The 20870-nt window shown below is 36.0% G+C and carries 18 protein-coding genes; 12 read left to right on the top strand and 6 right to left on the bottom strand.

Features of this window, described 5'->3' with window-relative positions; all coding sequences use genetic code 11:
• Window positions 1-77: 77 nt before the first annotated feature.
• The 11 genes from MHH85_RS17580 to MHH85_RS17530 all read left to right on the top strand — a co-directional run bounded on the left by MHH85_RS17580 (window position 78) and on the right by MHH85_RS17530 (window position 12507).
• Window positions 78-977 (top strand): ABC transporter substrate-binding protein, encoded by a 900-nt coding sequence (locus MHH85_RS17580; RefSeq protein WP_340707898.1) that lies wholly within the window; start codon window positions 78-80, stop codon window positions 975-977.
• A gap of 181 nt (window positions 978-1158) precedes the next feature.
• Window positions 1159-2874, top strand: coding sequence for an ABC transporter ATP-binding protein (locus MHH85_RS17575; protein WP_340707897.1), 1716 nt, complete (start codon window positions 1159-1161; stop codon window positions 2872-2874).
• Between the two features lie 70 nt (window positions 2875-2944).
• Window positions 2945-3928: an ABC transporter substrate-binding protein gene (locus MHH85_RS17570; RefSeq protein WP_340707896.1), complete on the top strand. Its 984-nt coding sequence runs from the start codon at window positions 2945-2947 to the stop codon at window positions 3926-3928.
• A gap of 72 nt (window positions 3929-4000) precedes the next feature.
• A complete protein-coding gene (locus MHH85_RS17565) occupies window positions 4001-4975 on the top strand; it encodes an ABC transporter substrate-binding protein (protein ID WP_227751972.1) in 975 nt (324 codons plus the stop codon).
• 217 nt (window positions 4976-5192) lie between these two features.
• Window positions 5193-6008, top strand: coding sequence for an ABC transporter ATP-binding protein (locus MHH85_RS17560; RefSeq protein WP_193738289.1), 816 nt, complete (start codon window positions 5193-5195; stop codon window positions 6006-6008).
• 17 nt (window positions 6009-6025) lie between these two features.
• On the top strand, window positions 6026-7072 hold the full coding sequence (locus tag MHH85_RS17555) for a FecCD family ABC transporter permease (protein WP_193738290.1): 1047 nt from the start codon (window positions 6026-6028) through the stop codon (window positions 7070-7072).
• A 50-nt stretch (window positions 7073-7122) separates the two neighbouring features.
• Window positions 7123-8106: a FecCD family ABC transporter permease gene (locus tag MHH85_RS17550; protein WP_370588366.1), complete on the top strand. Its 984-nt coding sequence runs from the start codon at window positions 7123-7125 to the stop codon at window positions 8104-8106.
• A 49-nt stretch (window positions 8107-8155) separates the two neighbouring features.
• Complete coding sequence (locus tag MHH85_RS17545) at window positions 8156-9214, top strand: NAD(P)/FAD-dependent oxidoreductase (protein WP_340707895.1); 1059 nt, start codon at window positions 8156-8158, stop codon at window positions 9212-9214.
• A 455-nt stretch (window positions 9215-9669) separates the two neighbouring features.
• Window positions 9670-10677, top strand: coding sequence for an ABC transporter substrate-binding protein (locus MHH85_RS17540; protein WP_340707894.1), 1008 nt, complete (start codon window positions 9670-9672; stop codon window positions 10675-10677).
• A gap of 17 nt (window positions 10678-10694) precedes the next feature.
• Complete coding sequence (locus MHH85_RS17535; protein WP_340707893.1) at window positions 10695-11717, top strand: ABC transporter permease; 1023 nt, start codon at window positions 10695-10697, stop codon at window positions 11715-11717.
• Window positions 11710-12507, top strand: coding sequence for an ABC transporter ATP-binding protein (locus MHH85_RS17530; RefSeq protein WP_193738294.1), 798 nt, complete (start codon window positions 11710-11712; stop codon window positions 12505-12507). The genes MHH85_RS17535 and MHH85_RS17530 overlap by 8 nt, the downstream gene beginning before the upstream one ends.
• A gap of 167 nt (window positions 12508-12674) precedes the next feature.
• On the opposite strand, the gene ilvA is transcribed toward MHH85_RS17530, so the two are convergent.
• Window positions 12675-13937, bottom strand: a complete 1263-nt coding sequence (gene ilvA / locus MHH85_RS17525) for a threonine ammonia-lyase IlvA (RefSeq protein ID WP_340707892.1) — start codon at window positions 13935-13937, stop codon at window positions 12675-12677.
• Between the two features lie 168 nt (window positions 13938-14105).
• On the opposite strand from ilvA, the gene MHH85_RS17520 reads away from it, so the two are divergent.
• Complete coding sequence (locus tag MHH85_RS17520) at window positions 14106-16301, top strand: ATP-dependent helicase (protein WP_340707891.1); 2196 nt, start codon at window positions 14106-14108, stop codon at window positions 16299-16301.
• A gap of 188 nt (window positions 16302-16489) precedes the next feature.
• Here the strand turns inward: MHH85_RS17520 and MHH85_RS17515 are convergent, their stop codons facing one another.
• The 5 genes from MHH85_RS17515 to MHH85_RS17495 all read right to left on the bottom strand — a co-directional run bounded on the left by MHH85_RS17515 (window position 16490) and on the right by MHH85_RS17495 (window position 20692).
• Window positions 16490-17845 carry a YjiH family protein gene (locus MHH85_RS17515; protein WP_193738296.1) on the bottom strand — a complete coding sequence of 452 codons (1356 nt, stop codon included), beginning with the start codon at window positions 17843-17845 and terminating at the stop codon, window positions 16490-16492.
• A 192-nt stretch (window positions 17846-18037) separates the two neighbouring features.
• The gene (gene bshB2, locus MHH85_RS17510) at window positions 18038-18733 is read right to left on the bottom strand and encodes a bacillithiol biosynthesis deacetylase BshB2 (protein WP_193738297.1); all 696 of its coding nucleotides are present in this window, start codon (window positions 18731-18733) and stop codon (window positions 18038-18040) included.
• Between the two features lie 16 nt (window positions 18734-18749).
• The gene (locus tag MHH85_RS17505) at window positions 18750-19100 is read right to left on the bottom strand and encodes a YojF family protein (RefSeq protein ID WP_193738298.1); all 351 of its coding nucleotides are present in this window, start codon (window positions 19098-19100) and stop codon (window positions 18750-18752) included.
• Between the two features lie 351 nt (window positions 19101-19451).
• Complete coding sequence (thiD, locus tag MHH85_RS17500) at window positions 19452-20285, bottom strand: bifunctional hydroxymethylpyrimidine kinase/phosphomethylpyrimidine kinase (RefSeq protein WP_340707890.1); 834 nt, start codon at window positions 20283-20285, stop codon at window positions 19452-19454.
• A gap of 143 nt (window positions 20286-20428) precedes the next feature.
• Entirely contained in the window at window positions 20429-20692 is a 264-nt protein-coding gene (locus tag MHH85_RS17495) for a hypothetical protein (protein ID WP_053417947.1), read from the bottom strand.
• Between the last annotated feature and the right edge of the window lie 178 nt (window positions 20693-20870).

The raw sequence follows: 20870 nt of genomic DNA, 5'->3' as shown, positions 1-20870 counted from the left end.
ATTAACGGGAGGATAAAGATGTTAAAAAAAAAACACCTTTCTTGTTTTGTTTACTATTAATTATGTTTTCAATTGTTATGGTTGCGTGTAACAAAACCGAGGATAGTACAAGTAAACAGCAAAATAATGAGAATAAAGAGGAAAAGGTAACAAGGGTTGTAAAAACCATTCATGGAGATATTGAAATACCATCCAAACCAAAAAGAATCGTTGTAGATGGTTATTTACCTACATTGCTTTTATTAGATGAAAAAACAGTAGGAGCAACTGATTCGGATCTTGAAAATATCCATATTCAAAATTTCATCACCGGAATTGACAGTATCGGGGAAAACTCTAAAGAAAAAATATTAGAGTTGAATCCAGATTTAATAATAAGTGCCAACTCTGAAAATAGTGCGTTCGAAGATTTTTCGAAGATAGCACCTACAATAATAATTCCTTATGAAACTTACAAAGATGCTCATGAGGAAGTAACAGCATTTGGAGAAATGCTTGGAAAGGAAAAGAAAGCACAAGAATGGCTTGCGTCATTTGATGCAAAAATTGAAGAACAGCGAGAGAAAATTAAAAAAGTAATAAGTGCCAATGAAACTGTTTCAATATTTGGTGCTTACAATAAGGACTTCTACATATACGGGGATGGTATTTATAGGGGTGGGCAGGCAATATACAAGCAACTTCAACTCACACCACCTGAAAAAATAAAAAAAGAACTGATTGATACAGGTGATACATTTAAACAAATATCGTTTGAGGCTTTAAATGATTATGCAGGTGACTATATCTTTTTGGACCAATCATACGGGGGCAAATTGGACAAGAAAAATAGTATGTGGACTTCAATGGATGCAGTAAAAAAAGACCGAGTTATTGATCTTGATCCTAAGAGGTTTTGGCCATATGACCCAATCTCAGTATTAGCTCAGTCTGAAGAAATAGCAGATTTGCTAGTATCGAAGAATCAGGAAAAGTAAGATCATATTAATTTTATTACCATCGATGAGAGGCTATGCCTGAAGCAGATTTGATTTAGTAAAGGCACTCTTTTTTTCGATAGCTAATAAGTGTTCGTTTAAATTTTCGATATCATATCCATTGAACAATATATGGATTTGGCATAAAGAAAAATATTGCTGAATAGGGGTGTATTTAACAATGTTAAAGCGATTTTTTTCCTATTATAAACCGTATAAAAGATTGTTTATATTGGATTTTTCTTGCGCAATCATTGCAGCGTTATTAGAGCTTGCTTTTCCATTAGCCGTAAATCGCGTAGTGGATGATTTATTGCCATCAGGAAACTTGGGTTTTATCTTATGGGCGTGTGTCGGATTATTTGCAATTTATATCGTCAGTTCAGCCCTTCACTATGTAGTTACTTACTGGGGACATAAGCTTGGTGTGAATATTGAAACAGATATGCGTAAGGAGTTATTTACTCATATTCAAAAGCAACCATTTAGATTTTTTGATAACAATAAAACAGGTCATTTAGTTTCTCGGATGACAAATGATTTAATGGATATCGGAGAAATTGCCCATCATGGGCCAGAAGATTTGTTTATAGCACTGATGACATTAACGGGTGCATTTGGTTTAATGCTATCAATTAATTGGAAATTAGCTATTCTGACATTTATCATCATTCCACTGATTATCTATTTATCATTGTACTTTAGCAGGAAAATGTCTCGGGCATTCGATCGAATGTTTGCTGATATAGCTGACTTCAATGCAAGAGTAGAAAATAATGTGAGTGGTATGCGAGTGGTACAAGCTTTTACTAATGAAGATTATGAAATTGCTCAGTTCACTGAAAATAACAGCCGCTTTCGTAATACAAAATTGATTGCTTATAGAATAATGGCTTGGAATTCATCTATCAGTTACATTCTTATGAAAGTTGTTTCCATTTTCGTTCTATTATGTGGAACTTGGTTTGTTATACAAGGGAATATGTCATATGGAGAGTTTATAGCCTTTGTACTTCTGTCAAATGTATTTCTTCAGCCGATTCAACAAATAAATTCAGTAATTGAAATGTATCCAAAGGGGATTGCTGGTTTTAGACGTTACTTAGATTTACTTGAAACAGAACCAGATATTGCGGATGCTTCAGAAGCAGAAGATGTCACACAACTACAAGGGAATATTAACTATCAAAATGTATCATTTGGCTATGAAAATAAAGAAAATGTGTTAGAGAAGATTAATTTATCAATCCGTGCAGGTGAAACGGTAGCACTTGTAGGTCCATCTGGTGCAGGTAAAACAACGATTTGTAGCTTACTACCTCGTTTTTACGATGTCAAAAACGGCAAAATTACGATTGATGACATTGATACGAAGAAAATGACTTTAGAATCTCTTCGTTCTCATATAGGGGTGGTTCAACAAGATGTTTTCCTTTTTGATGGAACGATTCGTGAAAATATTGCCTATGGAAAATTAGACGCTTCAGAAGAGGAAATTTGGGAGGCAGCCAAAAAAGCACAGCTTGAAGATATTATCCTTTCTCAATCAAATGGACTAGACACAATGATTGGGGAAAGAGGGGCAAAGTTATCTGGAGGGCAAAAGCAACGTCTTTCAATTGCTCGTATGTTTCTGAAAAATCCATCTATTCTTATTTTGGATGAAGCCACTTCTGCACTTGATACAGAAACAGAAATTGCTATTCAGAAAGCTCTAGCCAATCTATCGAAAGGGCGTACAACGCTTGTTATTGCTCATCGTCTAGCAACGATAAAAAATGCTGATCGTATTATTGTTGTAACGGAAGAGGGTATCAAGGAACAAGGGAATCATAGTGAATTATTGGAGATGAAAGGCACATACAGCAGACTCCATGAAGCACAATTTGGATATTAAAATTGAAATAATATGTAAGGGATATAGTAAATACAAACTTAGAATTACGCGGATAGAGGGGAATATTATAATGTTCAATAAATTGAACTTGAAGGTAATTTTGCTGATGATGCTTAGTTTGATGCTTATTTTAACAGGATGTGGCTCTACTAAGAGCAAAAAAGCACAAGAAGAACAAAAAAATGAAAACGTACAAGCTGAAACGGGAACTCGTACGATTACTGACGATATCGGTCGTAAAGTTGAAGTGCCAGATAAGCCTGAACGAATAGTGACGGATTGGTATTTAGGACAATTGCTGGCACTTGATGTCACGCCAGTAGGAGCTGTTATGGCAAATCTAGATTATGCAGCATATTTGAAAGACTATTATAAAGAAGATGCAATTGAAAATATTGGTGATGGTGAAGCGTCTTTAGAAAAAGTTATGGAATTAAATCCTGATTTAATTATTACATGGGATAAAGAAGCAGTTGAAAAATACGAAAAAATAGCTCCAACGATTGTTTTTTCTGACACTAATTATAAATCTATTCACGAAGAAATCAAAGCGATGGGGGAATACCTTGGACGTACAGATAAAGCGGAGCAATTTCTTGAAGATTTTGATAAACGTATTGCAGTAGCGAAAGAAAAAATTAATAAAGTAGTCAGCAAAGATTCTACCTTTACTATTTTTGATTTAGGAAAAAAGAACCTTTCAGTTATTGCTCCGAACGGTGTTGTTGGAGGACGAGCATTATATGAAACATTAGGAATGACACCTCCACCAAAAGTAAAAGAGTTGTTTGATACGAAAGAAGCGGATGGTAGCCGTTACGAAATATCATATGAAGTTGTAAATGACTATGTAGGAGATTATGTAATAGAGATGAACTACTTTAATAAGGGCGGTTCATTACCAGCGACATGGACAAATCTTGATGCAGTTAAAAAGGGAGAAGTAATGAAATTAGCACCCGAATATTACTTTGCCTCTGATCCCGTTTCAGTACTGCACCAAGCAGAAGATTTAGCAACTAAAATTGAGAAACTAACAAAGGAAAAAAAATAGTGTAGTAGTAAATAATCTAAATTATAAAAAGAAAATTAACTAACAGGATGTAATAGACAAGGGGATATTAATTTGTATATACAACAATATCGAAATTGGAAATTAGGAATAGTAGTAACGCTACTTGTATTCATGGTTTTAGCCCTATCTGCTTGTAGCAGTACAAATAATGATAAAACAGTAGAGGATACAACTAAGAGTTCAGATGTTAAAGAGAGTAAAACAACAAAAACAATAAGTACAATAAATGGAGAAATAGAGATTCCTACACAACCCAAACGCATTGTAGCAGAAGAATATTTAGGTAGTCTAATCGCTCTAAATGTAATTCCAGTTGGTGCACCCGAATTGACACTTAAAAACTATTATTTCAAAGATAAATTAAAAGGTGTTTCTGATACAGGAGTTTATGGGAAACCGTCTGCAGAAAATATACTAGCAATGAATCCTGATCTAATTATTACGGGGAACAATGAAAGCTACAAGATTTTAAGCAAAATTGCCCCTACAATTGTTATTCCATATGGTGATTTAAAAAATGCTCACGAGGAGTTAACTTATTTCGGGGAGCTATTAAATAAGGAAGATGAAGCAAAAGTTTGGTTAGAAAAATACGACCAACAGATTGCAGATGCTAAAGCCAAGGTAGACGCAGCTATTAAAGAAGATAGCAGTTTCTCAATTATGGAAGACGCTGGAAAGGTGACATATGTATACGGTGACAATTTTGGTCGTGGCGGCCAGGCAGTCTATCAAGCTTTCGGAAGGAAACCTCCAAAGAGTATTGCTGAAGAAATTATGAAGAAGCAATGGGCAGAGCTTTCCGAGGAAATGATACCAGAATACGCTGGGGACTATATTATCATGACTTCCAACGGTCGAACAGTTGAAGATTTTAAGAAAGATCCAATTTGGGGCAGTTTGGAAGCGGTTAAGAACGACCGTCTATATATTTGGCCAGAAGAACGCTCTTGGTATTATGATCCCATTGCAACACTTGCACAAGTTGAAGAACTGACTACTTGGCTTACTAATCTTAAACAATAGAAAAGGGTGGTCCCTGCCTACTTAATGGTGAGGGAACATCTTTCTTTTTATAGAAAACTATTAAATTGATCATTATTCAGTAGTAGTTCGACAGGAATGTTTAAGCTATCGGAAAAACGTTGTAAATATTTCCAACATACTTTATACTGAAATAAATGACAATGATAATCATTATCAATTGAATTGTCATAAGGCAAAGGAAGGATGATGAAAAAATATGTCAGTTCTTACTGTTGATCATGTGGCAGTTGGGTATACAAACACTGTAATTATAGAAGAGTTAAGTGCCGCAATTCCTGAAAAAAAAATTACGACCATTATTGGTCCAAATGGATGTGGTAAATCAACGCTCTTAAAAGCAATTGCAAGGATTTTAAAGACACAAAAGGGTGCAATTTTTCTAGACGGGCGTGCAATTCAACAAGTTTCCACAAAAGAAATTGCAAAGAAAATGGCAATCTTGCCACAAAGCGCTGAAGCACCACCTGGACTTACAATATTTGAATTAGTCTCATACGGCCGATTTCCACACCAAAGAGGCTTTGGTACATTGAAAAAAGAAGATTTACAACATATACATTGGGCAATTGAAGTCACTGGATTAGGTGAGCTAAGAGATCGCCCGGTAGAAGCGTTATCAGGTGGACAACGACAGCGCGTATGGATTGCAATGGCCCTTGCACAAGATACGGAAATTTTAATATTGGATGAACCAACAACGTATTTGGACTTAGCTCATCAACTTGATATTCTCTTATTGCTTAAAAAGTTAAACGAAGAGGAAGGGAAAACGATTGTAATGGTACTGCATGATTTGAATCATGCATCACGTTTCTCGCATTATATGATTGCGATGAAGGACGGTAAGATTATTACAGAAGGAAAACCGGAAAAAGTAATGAAAAGTGAAAATTTAAAAGCAGTTTTTGATATTAATGCAATATTAATGACATGTCCTTTTAGCCAGAATCCAATTTGCTTATCTTATCAATTGAATAAAGAAACGGAATGCTTATTGCAAACTGTTGAATAAAAGTAAGGAGAAAGAAGATGTCAGATTCAGTAGAAGAATCAATAGATTTAAAGAAAGTATATAAGGGCTCACGTCCAATTATTGCAACTGTCATATTACTGGGTGGAACAATAGGACTTTTATTCGCTATAGGATTATCAGTATCATTTGGTGCAGCAGATATTGATTTTGGAACTGTTTGGTCTGCTGTTTTTCAATTTAACCCCAATTTAACTACACACCAAATTATTCAAGATATAAGACTACCAAGAGTTCTTGGAGCAGGTTTAGTAGGAGCGTGTTTTGCTGTAGCAGGTTCTATTATGCAAGGAATGACACGAAACCCATTAGCTGACTCAGGTCTATTGGGATTAAATGCAGGTGCTGCTTTCATGCTTGCTATCTGCTTTGCTTTCTTTCCTGGCTTACCTTATATGTATATAATTTTATTTTCATTTTTTGGAGCAGCTTTAGGTGCTGGCATTGTTTATGGAGTGGGTTCTTTAGCAAAGGGTGGTTTAACACCTATGCGTCTTGTATTAGCAGGAGCAGCAGTCAGTGCTTTACTCGGAGCGCTTAGTGAAGGAGTTGCAATTTATTTTCGCATTGGTCAAGATTTGGCGTTTTGGTATGCAGGTGGTGTTTCGGGTACAAAGTGGGAGCATCTTAAAGTTATGTCTCCTTGGATAATAGCAGCAATTATCGGTGCAATCATGCTATCAAAATCAATCACTTTGCTTAGTCTAGGAGACGAAGTGGCGATTGGACTGGGACAACGAACTGGGAGGATAAAATTCTTTGGATCAGTTGTCGTATTAGTGTTGGCGGGAGCAGCCGTTTCAGTTGTAGGTGCCGTTGGATTTGTTGGATTAATTGTTCCTCACTTAACGCGTTTTCTTGTTGGCAGCGATTATCGTTGGATTGTACCTTGTTCAGCAATTTTAGGGAGTCTATTAGTTATACTAGCTGATTTTGCTGCGAGAATGATAAATCCACCTTATGAAACACCTATAGGAGCATTGATTGCTTTGATTGGCGTTCCATTCTTTCTTTACCTTGCTCGTAAAGGAGGAAAAGAGTTGTGACTGAGGAAAATTACATATCTGCTTATCAACAAAAAAAACATAGGAAGAATATCTTTCTTATTCTCACTATTTGTCTCCTCATCATTATTATGTTCATGATAAGTATGGGTACAGGTTTTATAAGGCTCACTCCAATTGAATTAGTTCGAACATTATTTGGAATGGGGACGGATAAACAGAATATAATCTTGTTTGATTTCAGATTACCACGAATTGTTATCTCCATTTTAGTAGGAATGGCATTAGCTGTATCGGGGAGCATATTACAAGGAGTTTCAAGGAACGCATTAGCTGATCCAGGAATTTTAGGTATAAATTCAGGAGCAGGTTTAGCAGTCATGTTATTTATTTCGTTCTTTCCAACTACAACAGCAGCGCCAGTTTTTTTTCTTCCTATATTAGCGTTTGTAGGTGCAGGAGCTACAGCTATTCTGATCTATGTACTTGCATATAAACGTGGTGAAGGAATTTCGCCTACAAGGCTATTGCTAACAGGTGTTGCAGTAGCGGCGGGTATTAGTGCGGCAATGATTGTATTGACATTAAGATTATCACCTGAAAACTACCAATTTGTTGCTATTTGGATGGCAGGTAGCATTTGGGGTTCTAACTGGAGCTTTGTATTGGCATTATTGCCTTGGATTCTTATTTTATTACCAATCGCTTATTCGAAGGCGCGTGTTCTAAATACATTTAATCTTGGAGAGATACCTGCAACGGGCCTTGGACTAGCTATAGAAAAAGAGCGATTAATTTTACTAGCAATTGCAGTTGGCTTAGCTGGTGCAAGTGTATCTGTTAGTGGAGGAATTGGCTTTATTGGTTTAATTGCACCACATTTAGCACGACAACTAGTGGGTGCAAAACATCAGTATCTCTTACCGACAGCGGCTTTAATAGGTAGCCTTTTGTTAATAACTGCTGACACGATAGGTAGATGGATATTACAACCATCTGAAATTCCAGCTGGTATTGTCGTTGCAGTTATTGGAGCACCCTATTTCTTATATCTACTTGCAAAGTCAAAAGCATAGAGTATGAATTTTGAATATTAAAACAATAAGTTAAACAGGAGGATACAAGATGAATTCAGAAGAATTATATGATGTAACAATTATTGGCGGTGGCCCAGCAGGACTTTTTTCAGCTTTCTATAGTGGTCTAAGAGAAATGAAAACAAAAATTATCGAATTCCAACCTTTTCTGGGAGGAAAAGTGCATGTGTATCCAGAGAAAATGATCTGGGATATTGGTGGACTGACACCTGTTACAGGTGAACGATTGATAGAACAATTGATTCAGCAGGGAATGACTTTCAATCCTAAGTTAGCATTAGGAGAAAAAGTTACGTCAATTAATAAAGGCGGAGATGGGAACTTTATTATTTCAACATCAGCAAACAATAAACACTTTTCAAAAACAGTTATTTTAGCAGTTGGGGGCGGTATTATAAATCCAACAAAACTAGATATCGAAGGCGCTGAACGGTTTGAAATTTCAAATTTACATTATACTGTCAAATCTCTAGAACGCTTTAAAAATAAAACTGTATTGATTTCAGGTGGTGGAAATGCTGCAATAGACTGGGCAAATGAATTGGAGCCCATTGCCAAAAAAGTTTACTTAACCTACCGAAAAGATATGTTAAAAGGGCATGAAGCAGAGGTATCACGTCTATTCAATAGTTCTATTGAGTGTTTACTAAATACATCAATTGAAAAGCTAATTGCCTCAAATGATCACGAACGTATTGAAAAAGTCGAGTTGTTGAGTCTTGAAGATGGCAATATTATTCAACTGCCTGTTGATGAAGTTATTATTAATCACGGTTATGATAGAGATAAAGAACTGACATCAAATAGTGGATTAAATATAGAAATGGCAAATGAATATAGTGTTGCAGGAAGTCCTTTAAGTGAAACGTCTGTAGAAGGTCTATATGCTGCAGGTGATATTTTAAATCATGAAGGAAAGTTACATTTAATTGCAGGTGCATTTCAAGATGCAGCAAATGCAGTAAATAAAGCAAAGCAATATGTAATACCAGATGCATATGAGTATGGTATGGTATCATCTCATAATGATATTTTCAAAGAAAAGAATAAGGAATTAGTGAAACATTTATACGTAGCGAAAAATTAGCAATAAATATAAGCGTTTCTTACCAATGTATTTAAGTAACACTAGACTTTGAAACAATTTTTTGTTTTGGAGCCTAGTGTTTTTTATTTTTATGTCGATTTTAAGATGAAATCCATTCCTATTTAAAGTTTTTTCTAGCCCTTTGAAAGTATATAAGGGTATTTTTTGCTATTCTAATCTAATGCATTTATGAGCGGTTTAATTTTGAAATAGGATAAAATTAATTTTATTTCCTTCATTTATAAGTGTTCACAAAATGTTCACATTTAAGTGATATACACTAAAACGTTGATGTTCAACCATTCAACGCGTTAAAGTGACGAAGGTACTATATTTTAAATTGTCGGAAGATTCATAATGTTGTTGACGATTGACTTTTAGCCCTGTAATATAACACTAATTATAATCACACTAGTTCAATAGAAGTGATTACGATTCAAATAGGGGGAATTCAAATGATGAAAGGTTACAAGAAGTTAGCATTTTTGTTATTTGCAGCAATGCTAGTATTAGCGGCGTGTGGAAGCAAAGATAAATCTGGCTCTGCGGGATCAGGTGATTCCGGATCTGAAAAATCAGATGAGAAAACATATAAAATTGGGATTTCTCAATATGTTGAACATCCATCTTTAAATGAAGCTACTGAAGGATTCAAAAAGGCAATTGAAGATAGTGGTCTTAAAGTAGATTTCAAAATTGAAAACGCACAAGGGGATCCAAGTATTAATACAACGGCAGCAAATAATTTAGTTGGTGAAGGTGTTGATTTAATATTCGCTAACGCAACGCCAAGTGCTCAAGCAGTTGCAGCTGCAACATCGGATATTCCGGTTCTTTTCACATCTGTAACAGATGCAGTAGGAGCAGAGCTTGTAAAATCAATGGAGGCTCCAGGTGGAAATGTAACAGGTACTCTTGATACACATCCAGAAGCTATTCCAAGTACAGTGAAGTTTTTAGCTGAAGAACTAAAAGCTAAAAAAATAGGTATGGTTTTCAACTCAGGAGAGCAAAACTCGCGTGTACAAGTGGATATGGTAAAAGCAGAAGCTAAAAAATTAGGTGTGACAATTGTAGAAGCATCTGTTTCAACATCAGCAGAAGTAAAACAGGCAACTGAATCATTAGTAGGAAAAGTAGATTCAATCTATATCATTACGGATAACACAGTTGTAACAGCACTTGAATCAGTATTGGATGTGGCAACTGATAAGAAAATTCCTGTAATGGTTGGAGAATTAGACTCTGTTAAACGAGGCGGTCTAGGTGCTTTTGGCTTTGCGTATTCAGATATCGGTTATGAAGCTGGAGAAATGGCAGTAAAAATTTTAAAAGATGGTGTAAAACCAGCAGATATTCCAGTGGCTTATCCTAAAAACTTAAAATTTGAGATTAACAAGAAAGCAGCCGAACAACTTGGTTTAGACATCAAAGACGAATGGAAAGCAGAAGTAGTCGAATAGATAGGAGATGATTCTACATGTTTACAGCAATCTTTGGCTCTGTTGAGCAAGGAATCATCTATGCAATTATGGCGCTCGGAGTGTATCTTACATTCCGAGTTTTAGATTTTCCTGATTTAACAGTGGATGGTAGTTTTGTGACAGGTGCTGCAACAGCAGCGACTTTAATTGTTCTTGGTTACCATCCAGCATTAGCAACAGCAGCGGCGATTATCGCTGGTTTTTTAGCGGGATGTATGACAGGGATACTTCATACGAAGGCGAAAATAAATCCTTTATTATCTGGGATATTAATGATGATTGCTCTTTATTCCATCAACTTACGTATTATGGGAGCGACGACAGAAACAGCAATTGGTCGTCCAAACGTACCGCTTTCGAACGTCGATTCGCTGTTCACCATCTTCTTTGGTTGGTGGGGTAATCTAGGTATTGATACAGCAATAAATAACGTTTTAATCAGCATAGGTATTGAAAATGTGCCAAAAACATGGGGTACATTCTTTATCATGATCATCGTAACTTTTGTGATTAAAATTATTTTCGATAGGTTTTTAAAAACGGAAGTTGGTTTAGCTATTCGTGCAACAGGTGATAATGACAAAATGATTCGTAGTTTTTCTGCGAATACAGATACATTAATCATCTTAGGGCTGGGTATTTCAAATGCTTTGGTTGCTTTATCAGGGGCCCTTATTGCGCAGTATACGAAATTTGCAGATGTAAGTATGGGGATAGGGATGATTGTTATCGGTTTAGCTTCTGTTATTATCGGGGAAGCGATTTTAGGAACTAAAACAATTGTCCGTACAACTTTAGCTGTAATTGTCGGAGCGATTATCTACCGAATCGTCATTGCTATCGCACTTCGAGTTGAATTTTTAGATACAGGCGATATGAAGCTTATCACAGCATTAATTGTGGTCGTGGCGTTAATATTACCTAAATTCTTTGAAAAACGTAAAGAGCGTGCACGTAAAGCGAAACGTCGTGCAGAACGTAAGGTTACTAGTGAACAGGAGGCGAAACATCTTGCTTAAACTAGAGGGAATCAACAGAATCTTCAACGAAGCAACGCCTGATGAGAAAATTGCCTTAGATAATATTAATCTAGATTTAAAAACAGGTGATTTTGTCACTGTAATTGGTAGTAACGGTGCTGGAAAATCTACAATGATGAATATGATTTCGGGAGCTTTATCACCTGATTTTGGTACTGTTGAAATAGACGGGAAAAACGTAACCAAATATCCCGAATATAAACGCGCTCATTTAATTGGCCGTGTCTTTCAAGATCCAATGGCAGGTACAGCACCAACGATGACCGTAGAAGAGAACTTGGCAATTGCATATTCCCGAAATAAGCGTCGTGGCTTGCGTATAGGAGTCGATAAAAAGAGGCGTGAGTTTTTCCGCGAATCATTGGAATCATTGCATCTTAATTTGGAGAACCGTTTAACAGCGAAAGTCGGCTTGCTATCGGGTGGCGAACGCCAAGCATTATCACTACTAATGGCAACATTTACAAAGCCATCAATTTTATTGTTAGATGAGCATACAGCTGCACTGGATCCTTCACGTGCAGAGCTTATTACGAGTTTAACAAAGCAGTTAGTTGAAAAAGATAATCTGACAACATTAATGGTTACCCACAATATGCAACAAGCGCTTGATCTAGGTAACCGCCTCATAATGATGGATAAAGGCCAAATCATTTTGGAGGTTGACCCAGAAGCGAAGAAAGATTTAACAATCGCCGATCTAATGGATGCATTCCAACGTATTCGCGGAGAAAAGCTTGTATCAGATCGAACTCTACTAAGTGTTTAATAAGTAGAAACTTAAAGCAGGAGCCCCATTTATGGGTTCCTGTTTTTTTGTTACCTACATCAAAATCTAAAAGTAAAAATAGAATTTCACCGTGGGATCAGACAAGATTGCAAAGCAGAGAAATAAAAAAAGAATCCCCTATAATCAGAAGATTCCGTTTATTAATATTAAACTAATAGAGCAAATAACGTACTATCATTGTTCACTTCTTTAAATGAGAAACCGTTAAGTTTCATACGGCCAAGCAAACCAGTATAATCTTCAGGACGCTTTAATTCGATGCCTACAAGTGCTGGACCACTTTCTTTATTATTTTTCTTCGTATATTCGAATGTTGTAATGTCATCATCTGGACCAAGTACTTCTCCAAGGAACTGACGAAGTGCACCTGCACGTTGTGGGAAATTGACGATGAAATAGTATAATAAACCCTCATGAATTAAGGATTTCTCTTTAATTTCTTGCATACGGCCGATATCATTGTTACCACCACTAATAATACAGACTACGGATTTTCCCTTAATCTGGTTTTGATAAGCATCTAGTGCTGCAACTGGTAAAGCACCCGCTGGTTCAGCAATAATTGCATGCTTATTGTACAAGCTTAAAATGGTCGTACACACTTTACCTTCAGGAACAGCAATAATATCATCAACATACTTTTTACAAAGTGCATATGTAGTGTCGCCAACACGTTGTACAGCAGCACCATCAACAAATTTTTCGATATGATCTAAGGCAACAGGACCACCATTAGCAAAAGCTGCTTTCATACTCGCAGCGCCACCTGGCTCAACCCCGATAATTTTAGTCTGAGGGGAAAGGTTTTTAATATAGGCAGATACACCGGCAATTAAGCCACCCCCACCAATACTACCAAATACATAGTCAATTGGCTCTTCAATATCATTCATCACTTCAACGGCAACGGTGCCTTGTCCAGAGATTACATCTATATCATCGAATGGGTGAATGAAAATATGTTCCTCAGCCTTTGAAAATGCCTGTGCACTTCTAGCAGAATCATCAAAAGTATCCCCTGACAAAATAACTTCTACAAATTCACGTCCAAACATTTTCACTTGATCTATTTTTTGAGAAGGAGTAGTCGTTGGCATGAAAATATGCCCACGGATACCTAAATTTGCACAAGCATATGCAACGCCTTGCGCGTGGTTGCCTGCACTTGCACAAACAACACCTTTTTCACGTGCATCATTCTCGATGCTTTTAATTTTATAATAGGCGCCTCGTAGTTTAAAAGAACGTACATGTTGCAAGTCTTCACGTTTTAAATAAACGGTACAACCATACTTTTCAGATAAATACTCATTTTTTTGTAGTGGTGTGTGTGCAACAACATCTTTTAAAAATTGATAAGCAATTAGTACATTTTCCACCTGAACGGTCTTCACATCTGATACTGTCATAATTATTCGTCTAACCTCCGATTCCATAAAATGCATTTATTCATTTTAACATATTATTCAAGCTTAATGGACTAAATATTAAGTTAATTCTAAATGTTTCGTGACTTCTTGCTTAAGCGGGCAAAAAAGCGTTTCCAACTAGCTTTCAGTTATAATAGAAAGAACAGTATGAATGAACGGAAAGGATTACGAGTACAAATGAATTTCTTTGATAAAATGCAACAATATACGGGTGTTTCATTAAATGATGTACAAAAACAGGCAGTTCGATATTCCGATGGTCCATTGCTATTATTAGCATCACCCGGTTCAGGAAAAACGACGACTTTGAATATGAAAATTGGCTATTTATTATTAGTGAAGAAAATACCAGCACAAGCGATCTTAGCCATTACATTTAGTAAAGCATCTGCACAAGATATGGCACAGCGCTTCGACCAATTCTTTGGCAAACTTACGCATGAAAAGGTACATTTCTCTACAATTCATAGCTTTGCTTTTCAAGTAGTGCGAGAATACTTTGCAAAGCAACGCATAACTTTTCAACTAGTAGAAGGGGGTAATGACGTCCCACTTCATAAAAAAATAATTCTTCGAAATATATTCACGGAGATAAAGGATACAAATCCAACTGAAGATGAAATGGATGAGCTCCTTACCTATATAAGCTATGTAAAGAATCGTATGCTTTCAAATAAGCAGTTAAGTACCGTGAAATCCTCTATCTCAGGTATTGGCGATATGTATAAAGCGTATGAACAATTCAAAACGCAAAATCGGCAACATCCACTCCTGGATTTTGATGATATGCTCACTTACTGCTTACGTATTTTACAAGAGGATGAGCAAATTCGTACGAAATATCAGCGCCGCTTTGAATACATTTTAACGGATGAGAGTCAGGATAATTCCGTAATACAGCATGAAATTATCACGATATTAGCCAAACCACAAAACAATCTTTGCGTTGTAGCTGATGATGATCAATCTATTTTCATGTGGCGTGGATCGGATGTCCAAAAGTTATTAGAGTTTGAAAAGAATTATCCACAAGCTAAGATTTTAACAATGACTCAAAACTATCGCTCCACACCAGAAATCGTGAAAACAGCAAATGACTTCATCAAACGAAACCCAAAGCGCTATACGAAGGAAATGTTCACAGAAAATCAATCTGGTGAATCAATTGAAATCCACAATATGCAGCGCTATGAGTTACAACTGAACTACGTAATTCAAGAAATTGAGAATAGAAGTAATCCTCAAGAAACGGCCATTTTATACCGTAATAATTCTTCAGCCATCAGATTAGTGGATAAGTTAAATAAAGCAGGTTTGCCATTCTATATGAAAGACGTAGATTTGAAATTTTTCCGACATTGGATTGTAGAAGATATTATCAATTTTATGCGCCTTTCCTATAATGATTCACGTGTAGACATTCTTGAGAAAGTGCATACGAAAATGAATGCTTACATTACGAAAAAACAAATGATGTATTTAAAAAACAATAATGACAAAACTTCAGTTTTTGATCAGCTTCAATCGGTCCGACACGCAGATTATCAGGAGCAGGCATTAAATAAGACGAAGAAGTTAATTAAAAAGATAAATATACTAGATCCAGAAGAAGCGATTAAAATCATTCGCAAAAATCTAGGCTATGAAAAATCGATACGTAACACAGCTGAGCACCTTGGTTTTAATGAGGAAGGATTATTAGGTGTTCTAAACCAACTAGAGCATATTGCGATTGGTCTACCAAATCTTGAGGCATTCGCAAAACGCTTAAAGGAATTAGAAGAAATTATGAAAACGTCTTGGTCAAACAAAGGGCGTGATGTAGTTACTTTATCTACTTTGCATAGTGCAAAGGGGCTTGAGTATGATACCGTGTATATGATTGATCTAGTTGATGGCATTATTCCTTCTAAAGATGATTTAAAACAACAGGACGAGGGTAATAGCGAACCGATAGAAGAAGCAGTTCGTCTCTTCTACGTAGGGATGACTCGTGCACGTAAGCATTTGGAGTTGCTTACTTACCACCTAAAAGATGATGAACATGTAGAGGAGTCTCAGTTCTTAAAACAAGTACGCCGTTTAGTAAAAGGGAAGGAATTAGTGAAAAAGGAAGTTGGTTATCGAGAAAGTAAGCCTGCTCGAGATATTCCCGTAAATGCCATTACTAAAAAAGAAGATTTGCAGTTGAATAGCTATGTAGAGCATCATGTGTTTGGTAAAGGTGAAATAATAGAGCTAAGTGGACAAGCAATTGGTGTTGTATTTGAATCTGTAGGTTATAAGAAATTTATGATCGATATATGTTTAAAACAAGGGTTTCTTTGTAATATACAGGAATAGGTATCTATTTGTAGTTGCATTAATAAACATATTTTTAAAACAGCATTTAATATTAAAGATAAATTATCTATAAATAAAACGTTGTACGAATTCAGAAAAAATATTTTAAGGTTACTTAATATATAAAGTAGTAGTTGAATAAATAAAAGCAGGACAGCCTTTTACATAAGACTGTCCTGCTTTTGTTATTAAAAAATTAAATGTCCGATACCCGCGATAATTGGTAAAGAAATCAAAGTACGTAATAAGAAAATAACCATTAACTCGAAAAAGTTAAGAGGAATCTTCGTACCAAGGATTAAGCCACCAACTTCTGACATGTAGATTAACTGTGAAACAGAAACACCGGCTATAACAAAGCGTGTTAAGTCTGACTCAATACCAGAACCAAGAATAGTAGGTAAAAACATATCAGCAAAACCAACAACCATAGTTTGTGCTGCTTCAGCAGCTTCAGGTAAACCTAGAACTGTTAAAATCGGTTCGAATGGCTTTCCTAAGAAAGTGAATATGCCAGTGAACTCGGCAAGCATTAACGCTACAGTACCAAATGCCATAACGATCGGTGCAACACCAAACCACATATCTAAAACGTTTTTAAAACCATCGACGAAAAATTTACTGAAATTACGATTACGTTCAGCTGTATTTAATGCATTTTCTAAACCATGTGTAATCATATTATAACCTTCTGGCAATTTTTCGCGCTCAAGGTCAAGTGGTTTTCCATTGATATACGTGTTCTTTTTCTTAGAAAGGGGGTAAATACGTGGCATGATTAATGCTAACACTAAACCACATAGAACAACCGCACCGTAAAATGGAATGAAGTATTCACCTAAATGTACGGTATCAATTACAACGATACAAAATGTGATGGATACGATTGAAAACGAAGTCGCGATAATCGCTGATTCCTTTTGTGTATAGTTGCCCTCTTCATATTGACGACTAGTTAAAAGGACACCAATTGTACCATCGCCTATCCAAGAAGCTAATGCATCAATAGAAGAACGTCCAGGAATTTTGAATAATGGTCGCATAATTTTAACCATCATTGTACCGAAGAATTCGAGTAAACCGAATTCAGTTAAAAATGGAAGCAGTAGGCCAGCGAATAAGAAAATCGTGAATAGGAAAGTCACAAGACCACCGTCTGGATCCATTAACAGTCCACCTGTGTTTTCATTACGGATTGCGCTCGGACCGAAATCTTGGACAACCATGAATGCAAAGACAAAACCAAGTACACGTGCGATTGTCCAAAACCAATTTACACGGAATATTCCATCAAACATTGTAGGTTTCTCAGGATTCTTTTGCGGAATGAAGTGATAAGCAACTGAACCTAATGCTGCGATGAAAAATACGATAACTGTGAACCAGGAAATGAATGAAACTAAAGATCCAGCAAGTAAATTCGCCAAAATCGCAATAGGAACCTTCCAGCCATCAGCTGTCTTAAGTGGCGTCATAAATAAGAATACGCCAATCAGTGACGGGATTATAAATAATAGCCAAGTAGATATAGGGAATTTTTTCATTTTATATTAAATACCTCGTTTTATAGTTGAATATTTATTCATCATAAAGAGTTTACATTCAGATGTAAATAGTTTAGGTAAAAGACGTACTTTTCAGACAATAACAAATGCGAATCCTTGTATTTACTTATGAAAAATAAAAAAATCCCCTATCAATTTTAGTTAAAAATTGATAGGGGAGGAGTAATTCGTTTAAAATTGCTCTTCAAAATCTTCATGCCAGCGATAGCTGAAGAAACGTTCATAAGTTAACCAGTTTTCAGCTTCTGGTTCACCTGCTTCTAGACGCTTTTCATTTTCCTCAAGCATCCAAGCAGTTTGAGAAATATGAGCGCGCATTGAGCCAAGTTTTTGCTCGCGAACGTCACGGATATTATTTACAATATCTGGTTCGCCGAGACCTTCACCAGTATTATTCGCAAAAGCTACAGCATGTAACTTCGGACGTTGTTCAACTGGCATGCGACGTACAGCACGCACAACAGCACGAGCAGTTGCTTCATGGTCAGGATGAACCGCGTAATTTGGATAGAATGTGATAATTAAAGATGGATTCAATTCATCGATTAAATCAGTCATCATTTGAACCATTTTCTCATCATCTTCAAATTCTACTGTTTTATCACGTAAGCCCATCATACGTAAATCTGTAACGCCCATTGCTTCGCATGAAGCTATTAATTCTTTTTTACGGACTAAAGGTAAAGTCTCACGTGTCGCGAATGGGGGATTTCCAAGATTACGTCCCATTTCGCCAAGTGTTAAGCATGCATATGTGACAGGTGTACCTTGATTGACATAAGTTGAGATGGTGCCAGAAACACCAAATGCTTCATCATCAGGATGCGGGAATACGACAAGTACGTGTCGTTCAGGTTGTAGTGTCATCTGAATCACTCCTTAATTAATAAGTAAATGGTGTTTCGCTAATTTCAAGTGCTACTGCTAATTTGCCGTCATAGTCATGTCCAGCCATTAACAAACGATTTTGTTCATCTATTTCAAAGTGAGTAATGCCTTGTGCATAAACCCAGCCATGAGCCATTTTCAAACCAACGCGGTGAGGAACATCTGCTGTAACTTTACCCAATTCATATTGCAGTTTAACGTTACGGATAAATGCACCAGCGTTGAATACTTTTTCATTGAAATGAGAGGCATAAGCCCCGTTGGTTGTCTCTAAATGTATATAAATATCTTTATTCGCAAAGGAATTAAGAAGTTGTTGAAGCTTTTCTATTTGTACTATTTCCATTTAAATTCTCCTTCCAACAGCTAGCAATCTATTCTCTAGTATAGAGAAAAATTCCTACGAATGCGATTCGAAAGCTCAAAAAATATATTTTCTTTATATGCTTTGTAAGAATTAAGCTGAAAGTTGTATCTATAGAAGTAGAGTAAGAAAAAATTGTTCCTTTATTTAAGAGTGCATGATTTTATTTTATGTTCTTTTAAATAAGGACAACCTGTTTATATAAAAGAAATGCTTTTTTTGCATAAAGAACTGTTGTCCCATCATAAATTCTTAGACATCGTTTAAATATGGAAAGATATACATAAAAAACCTCCGCAATAAATGAAATTGCGAAGGTTATAATATTCGATATTAAACTTCAGTAGTTGTGATTTTCGGAGTACCATAAACGCCTTTTGCACCATGCATAACAGGGCCAACGAATTGATTTAATTTCCAGCCATGTTCAATAGCAGCAGCAACGAAAGCTTTTGATTCGAAAACAGCTTCTTTTACAGATAAACCGTTTGCTAGGTTAGCTGTAATAGCAGCAGCAAAAGTACAACCAGCACCGTGATTATATGTAGTATCTACTTTATCAGCTTCAAGCAGGATGAATTTTTCGCCATCTGAGAATAGGTCGATAGCTTTTTCATGTTGTAACGCTTTACCGCCTTTGATAATAACGTTTTTAGCGCCAAGTTCATGGATTTTTTGTGCTGCGACTTTCATTTCTTCAATTGTTTTTGGTGTACCTGTTCCAGCCAATTGTCCAGCTTCAAAAAGATTTGGTGTTGTAACAAGTGCTTGTGGTAGAAGGTATTTAATCATAGCTTCAACGTTTCCTGGATTTAATACCTCATCTTCACCTTTACATACCATTACAGGATCGATAACAACGTTTGTTGTGCCAGAGTTTGCAATTGCTTCACCAGCTACTTGAATAGCTTCTTCAGTAGAAATCATCCCTGTTTTTACTGCATCCACACCAGTAGAAAGAGTTGTTTTTAACTGAGCTTTAAGAACGTCGATTGGTAATGTATATACACCATGAGACCAGTTATTGTCTGGATCCATTGTAGCAACAACAGTCACTGCACACATACCGTATGTGCCATGCTCTTGGAAAGTTTTTAAATCAGCTTGTAAACCTGCACCACCAGAAGCATCTGTGCCGGCAATTGTTAGTGTTTTTTTTAGTGACATTGAAATAGACTCCTTTATGAAAAACTTATTTTATGAAACTTTCCGAATATAAAAAATGTAATTGAATAGTCCTATTATAACGAAATAACTGGCTAGAATGAAATGGTCAAAAATGAACTTTTTAATAAGGTCAGTTTGGATTTCTATTTAGGTAACTGATCTGCATTTATAATTCTTCGAATAATAATAATCCCACCTAAACAAAGTAAACCTACTATGCTAGCTGCTATGTAATGTCCCTTTTGTATAAATCCAATTAATAAAAATAGAAAAAGTAAAATAATTAGAACAAAAAATATATAGAAACAGCCCATGCCAAACGATTTTGCCTGCTCTGGCACGTGTTGGCCACTTTCAGCTACATTCGTAATTCTTTTCACCTTTTCTCGCCATTGTAAATCAGCCATTCCACCAACTCCTTTCCATTATATTACTCTAATACGGTTTTAAATAATATTGCCGTTAATCACCAAATTCAATCGATTGTATTAATAGAGAAGAAACTTTTATAATAGGAGTGAACATAGTAGAATAATGTCGAATTGAATATCGGGAATATTAAATTCCTTTTTAGATTAATAGAAG

The sequence above is a fragment of the Viridibacillus sp. FSL E2-0187 genome (genome assembly GCF_038006425.1).
In the GTDB taxonomy this organism is placed as follows: Bacteria; Bacillota; Bacilli; order Bacillales_A; family Planococcaceae; genus Viridibacillus; species Viridibacillus arvi.
The sequence above is the reverse complement of the archived record's forward strand: the minus strand, read 5'-3'. Positions and strand labels throughout refer to the sequence as shown.

Excerpts from the sequence above, each read along its gene's own strand:
- MHH85_RS17545 (WP_340707895.1), top strand. The coding sequence starts at position 8,156 with ATGAATTCAGAAGAATTATATGATGTAACAATTATTGGCGGTGGCCCA.
- MHH85_RS17575 (WP_340707897.1), top strand. The coding sequence starts at position 1,159 with ATGTTAAAGCGATTTTTTTCCTATTATAAACCGTATAAAAGATTGTTT.
- MHH85_RS17540 (WP_340707894.1), top strand. The coding sequence starts at position 9,670 with ATGATGAAAGGTTACAAGAAGTTAGCATTTTTGTTATTTGCAGCAATG.
- MHH85_RS17570 (WP_340707896.1), top strand. The coding sequence starts at position 2,945 with ATGTTCAATAAATTGAACTTGAAGGTAATTTTGCTGATGATGCTTAGT.
- MHH85_RS17560 (WP_193738289.1), top strand. The coding sequence starts at position 5,193 with ATGTCAGTTCTTACTGTTGATCATGTGGCAGTTGGGTATACAAACACT.
- MHH85_RS17580 (WP_340707898.1), top strand. The coding sequence starts at position 78 with ATGGTTGCGTGTAACAAAACCGAGGATAGTACAAGTAAACAGCAAAAT.
- ilvA (WP_340707892.1), bottom strand. The coding sequence starts at position 13,937 with ATGACAGTATCAGATGTGAAGACCGTTCAGGTGGAAAATGTACTAATT.
- thiD (WP_340707890.1), bottom strand. The coding sequence starts at position 20,285 with ATGTCACTAAAAAAAACACTAACAATTGCCGGCACAGATGCTTCTGGT.
- MHH85_RS17495 (WP_053417947.1), bottom strand. The coding sequence starts at position 20,692 with ATGGCTGATTTACAATGGCGAGAAAAGGTGAAAAGAATTACGAATGTA.
- MHH85_RS17515 (WP_193738296.1), bottom strand. The coding sequence starts at position 17,845 with ATGAAAAAATTCCCTATATCTACTTGGCTATTATTTATAATCCCGTCA.
- MHH85_RS17535 (WP_340707893.1), top strand. The coding sequence starts at position 10,695 with ATGTTTACAGCAATCTTTGGCTCTGTTGAGCAAGGAATCATCTATGCA.
- MHH85_RS17520 (WP_340707891.1), top strand. The coding sequence starts at position 14,106 with ATGAATGAACGGAAAGGATTACGAGTACAAATGAATTTCTTTGATAAA.
- MHH85_RS17555 (WP_193738290.1), top strand. The coding sequence starts at position 6,026 with ATGTCAGATTCAGTAGAAGAATCAATAGATTTAAAGAAAGTATATAAG.
- bshB2 (WP_193738297.1), bottom strand. The coding sequence starts at position 18,733 with ATGACACTACAACCTGAACGACACGTACTTGTCGTATTCCCGCATCCT.
- MHH85_RS17505 (WP_193738298.1), bottom strand. The coding sequence starts at position 19,100 with ATGGAAATAGTACAAATAGAAAAGCTTCAACAACTTCTTAATTCCTTT.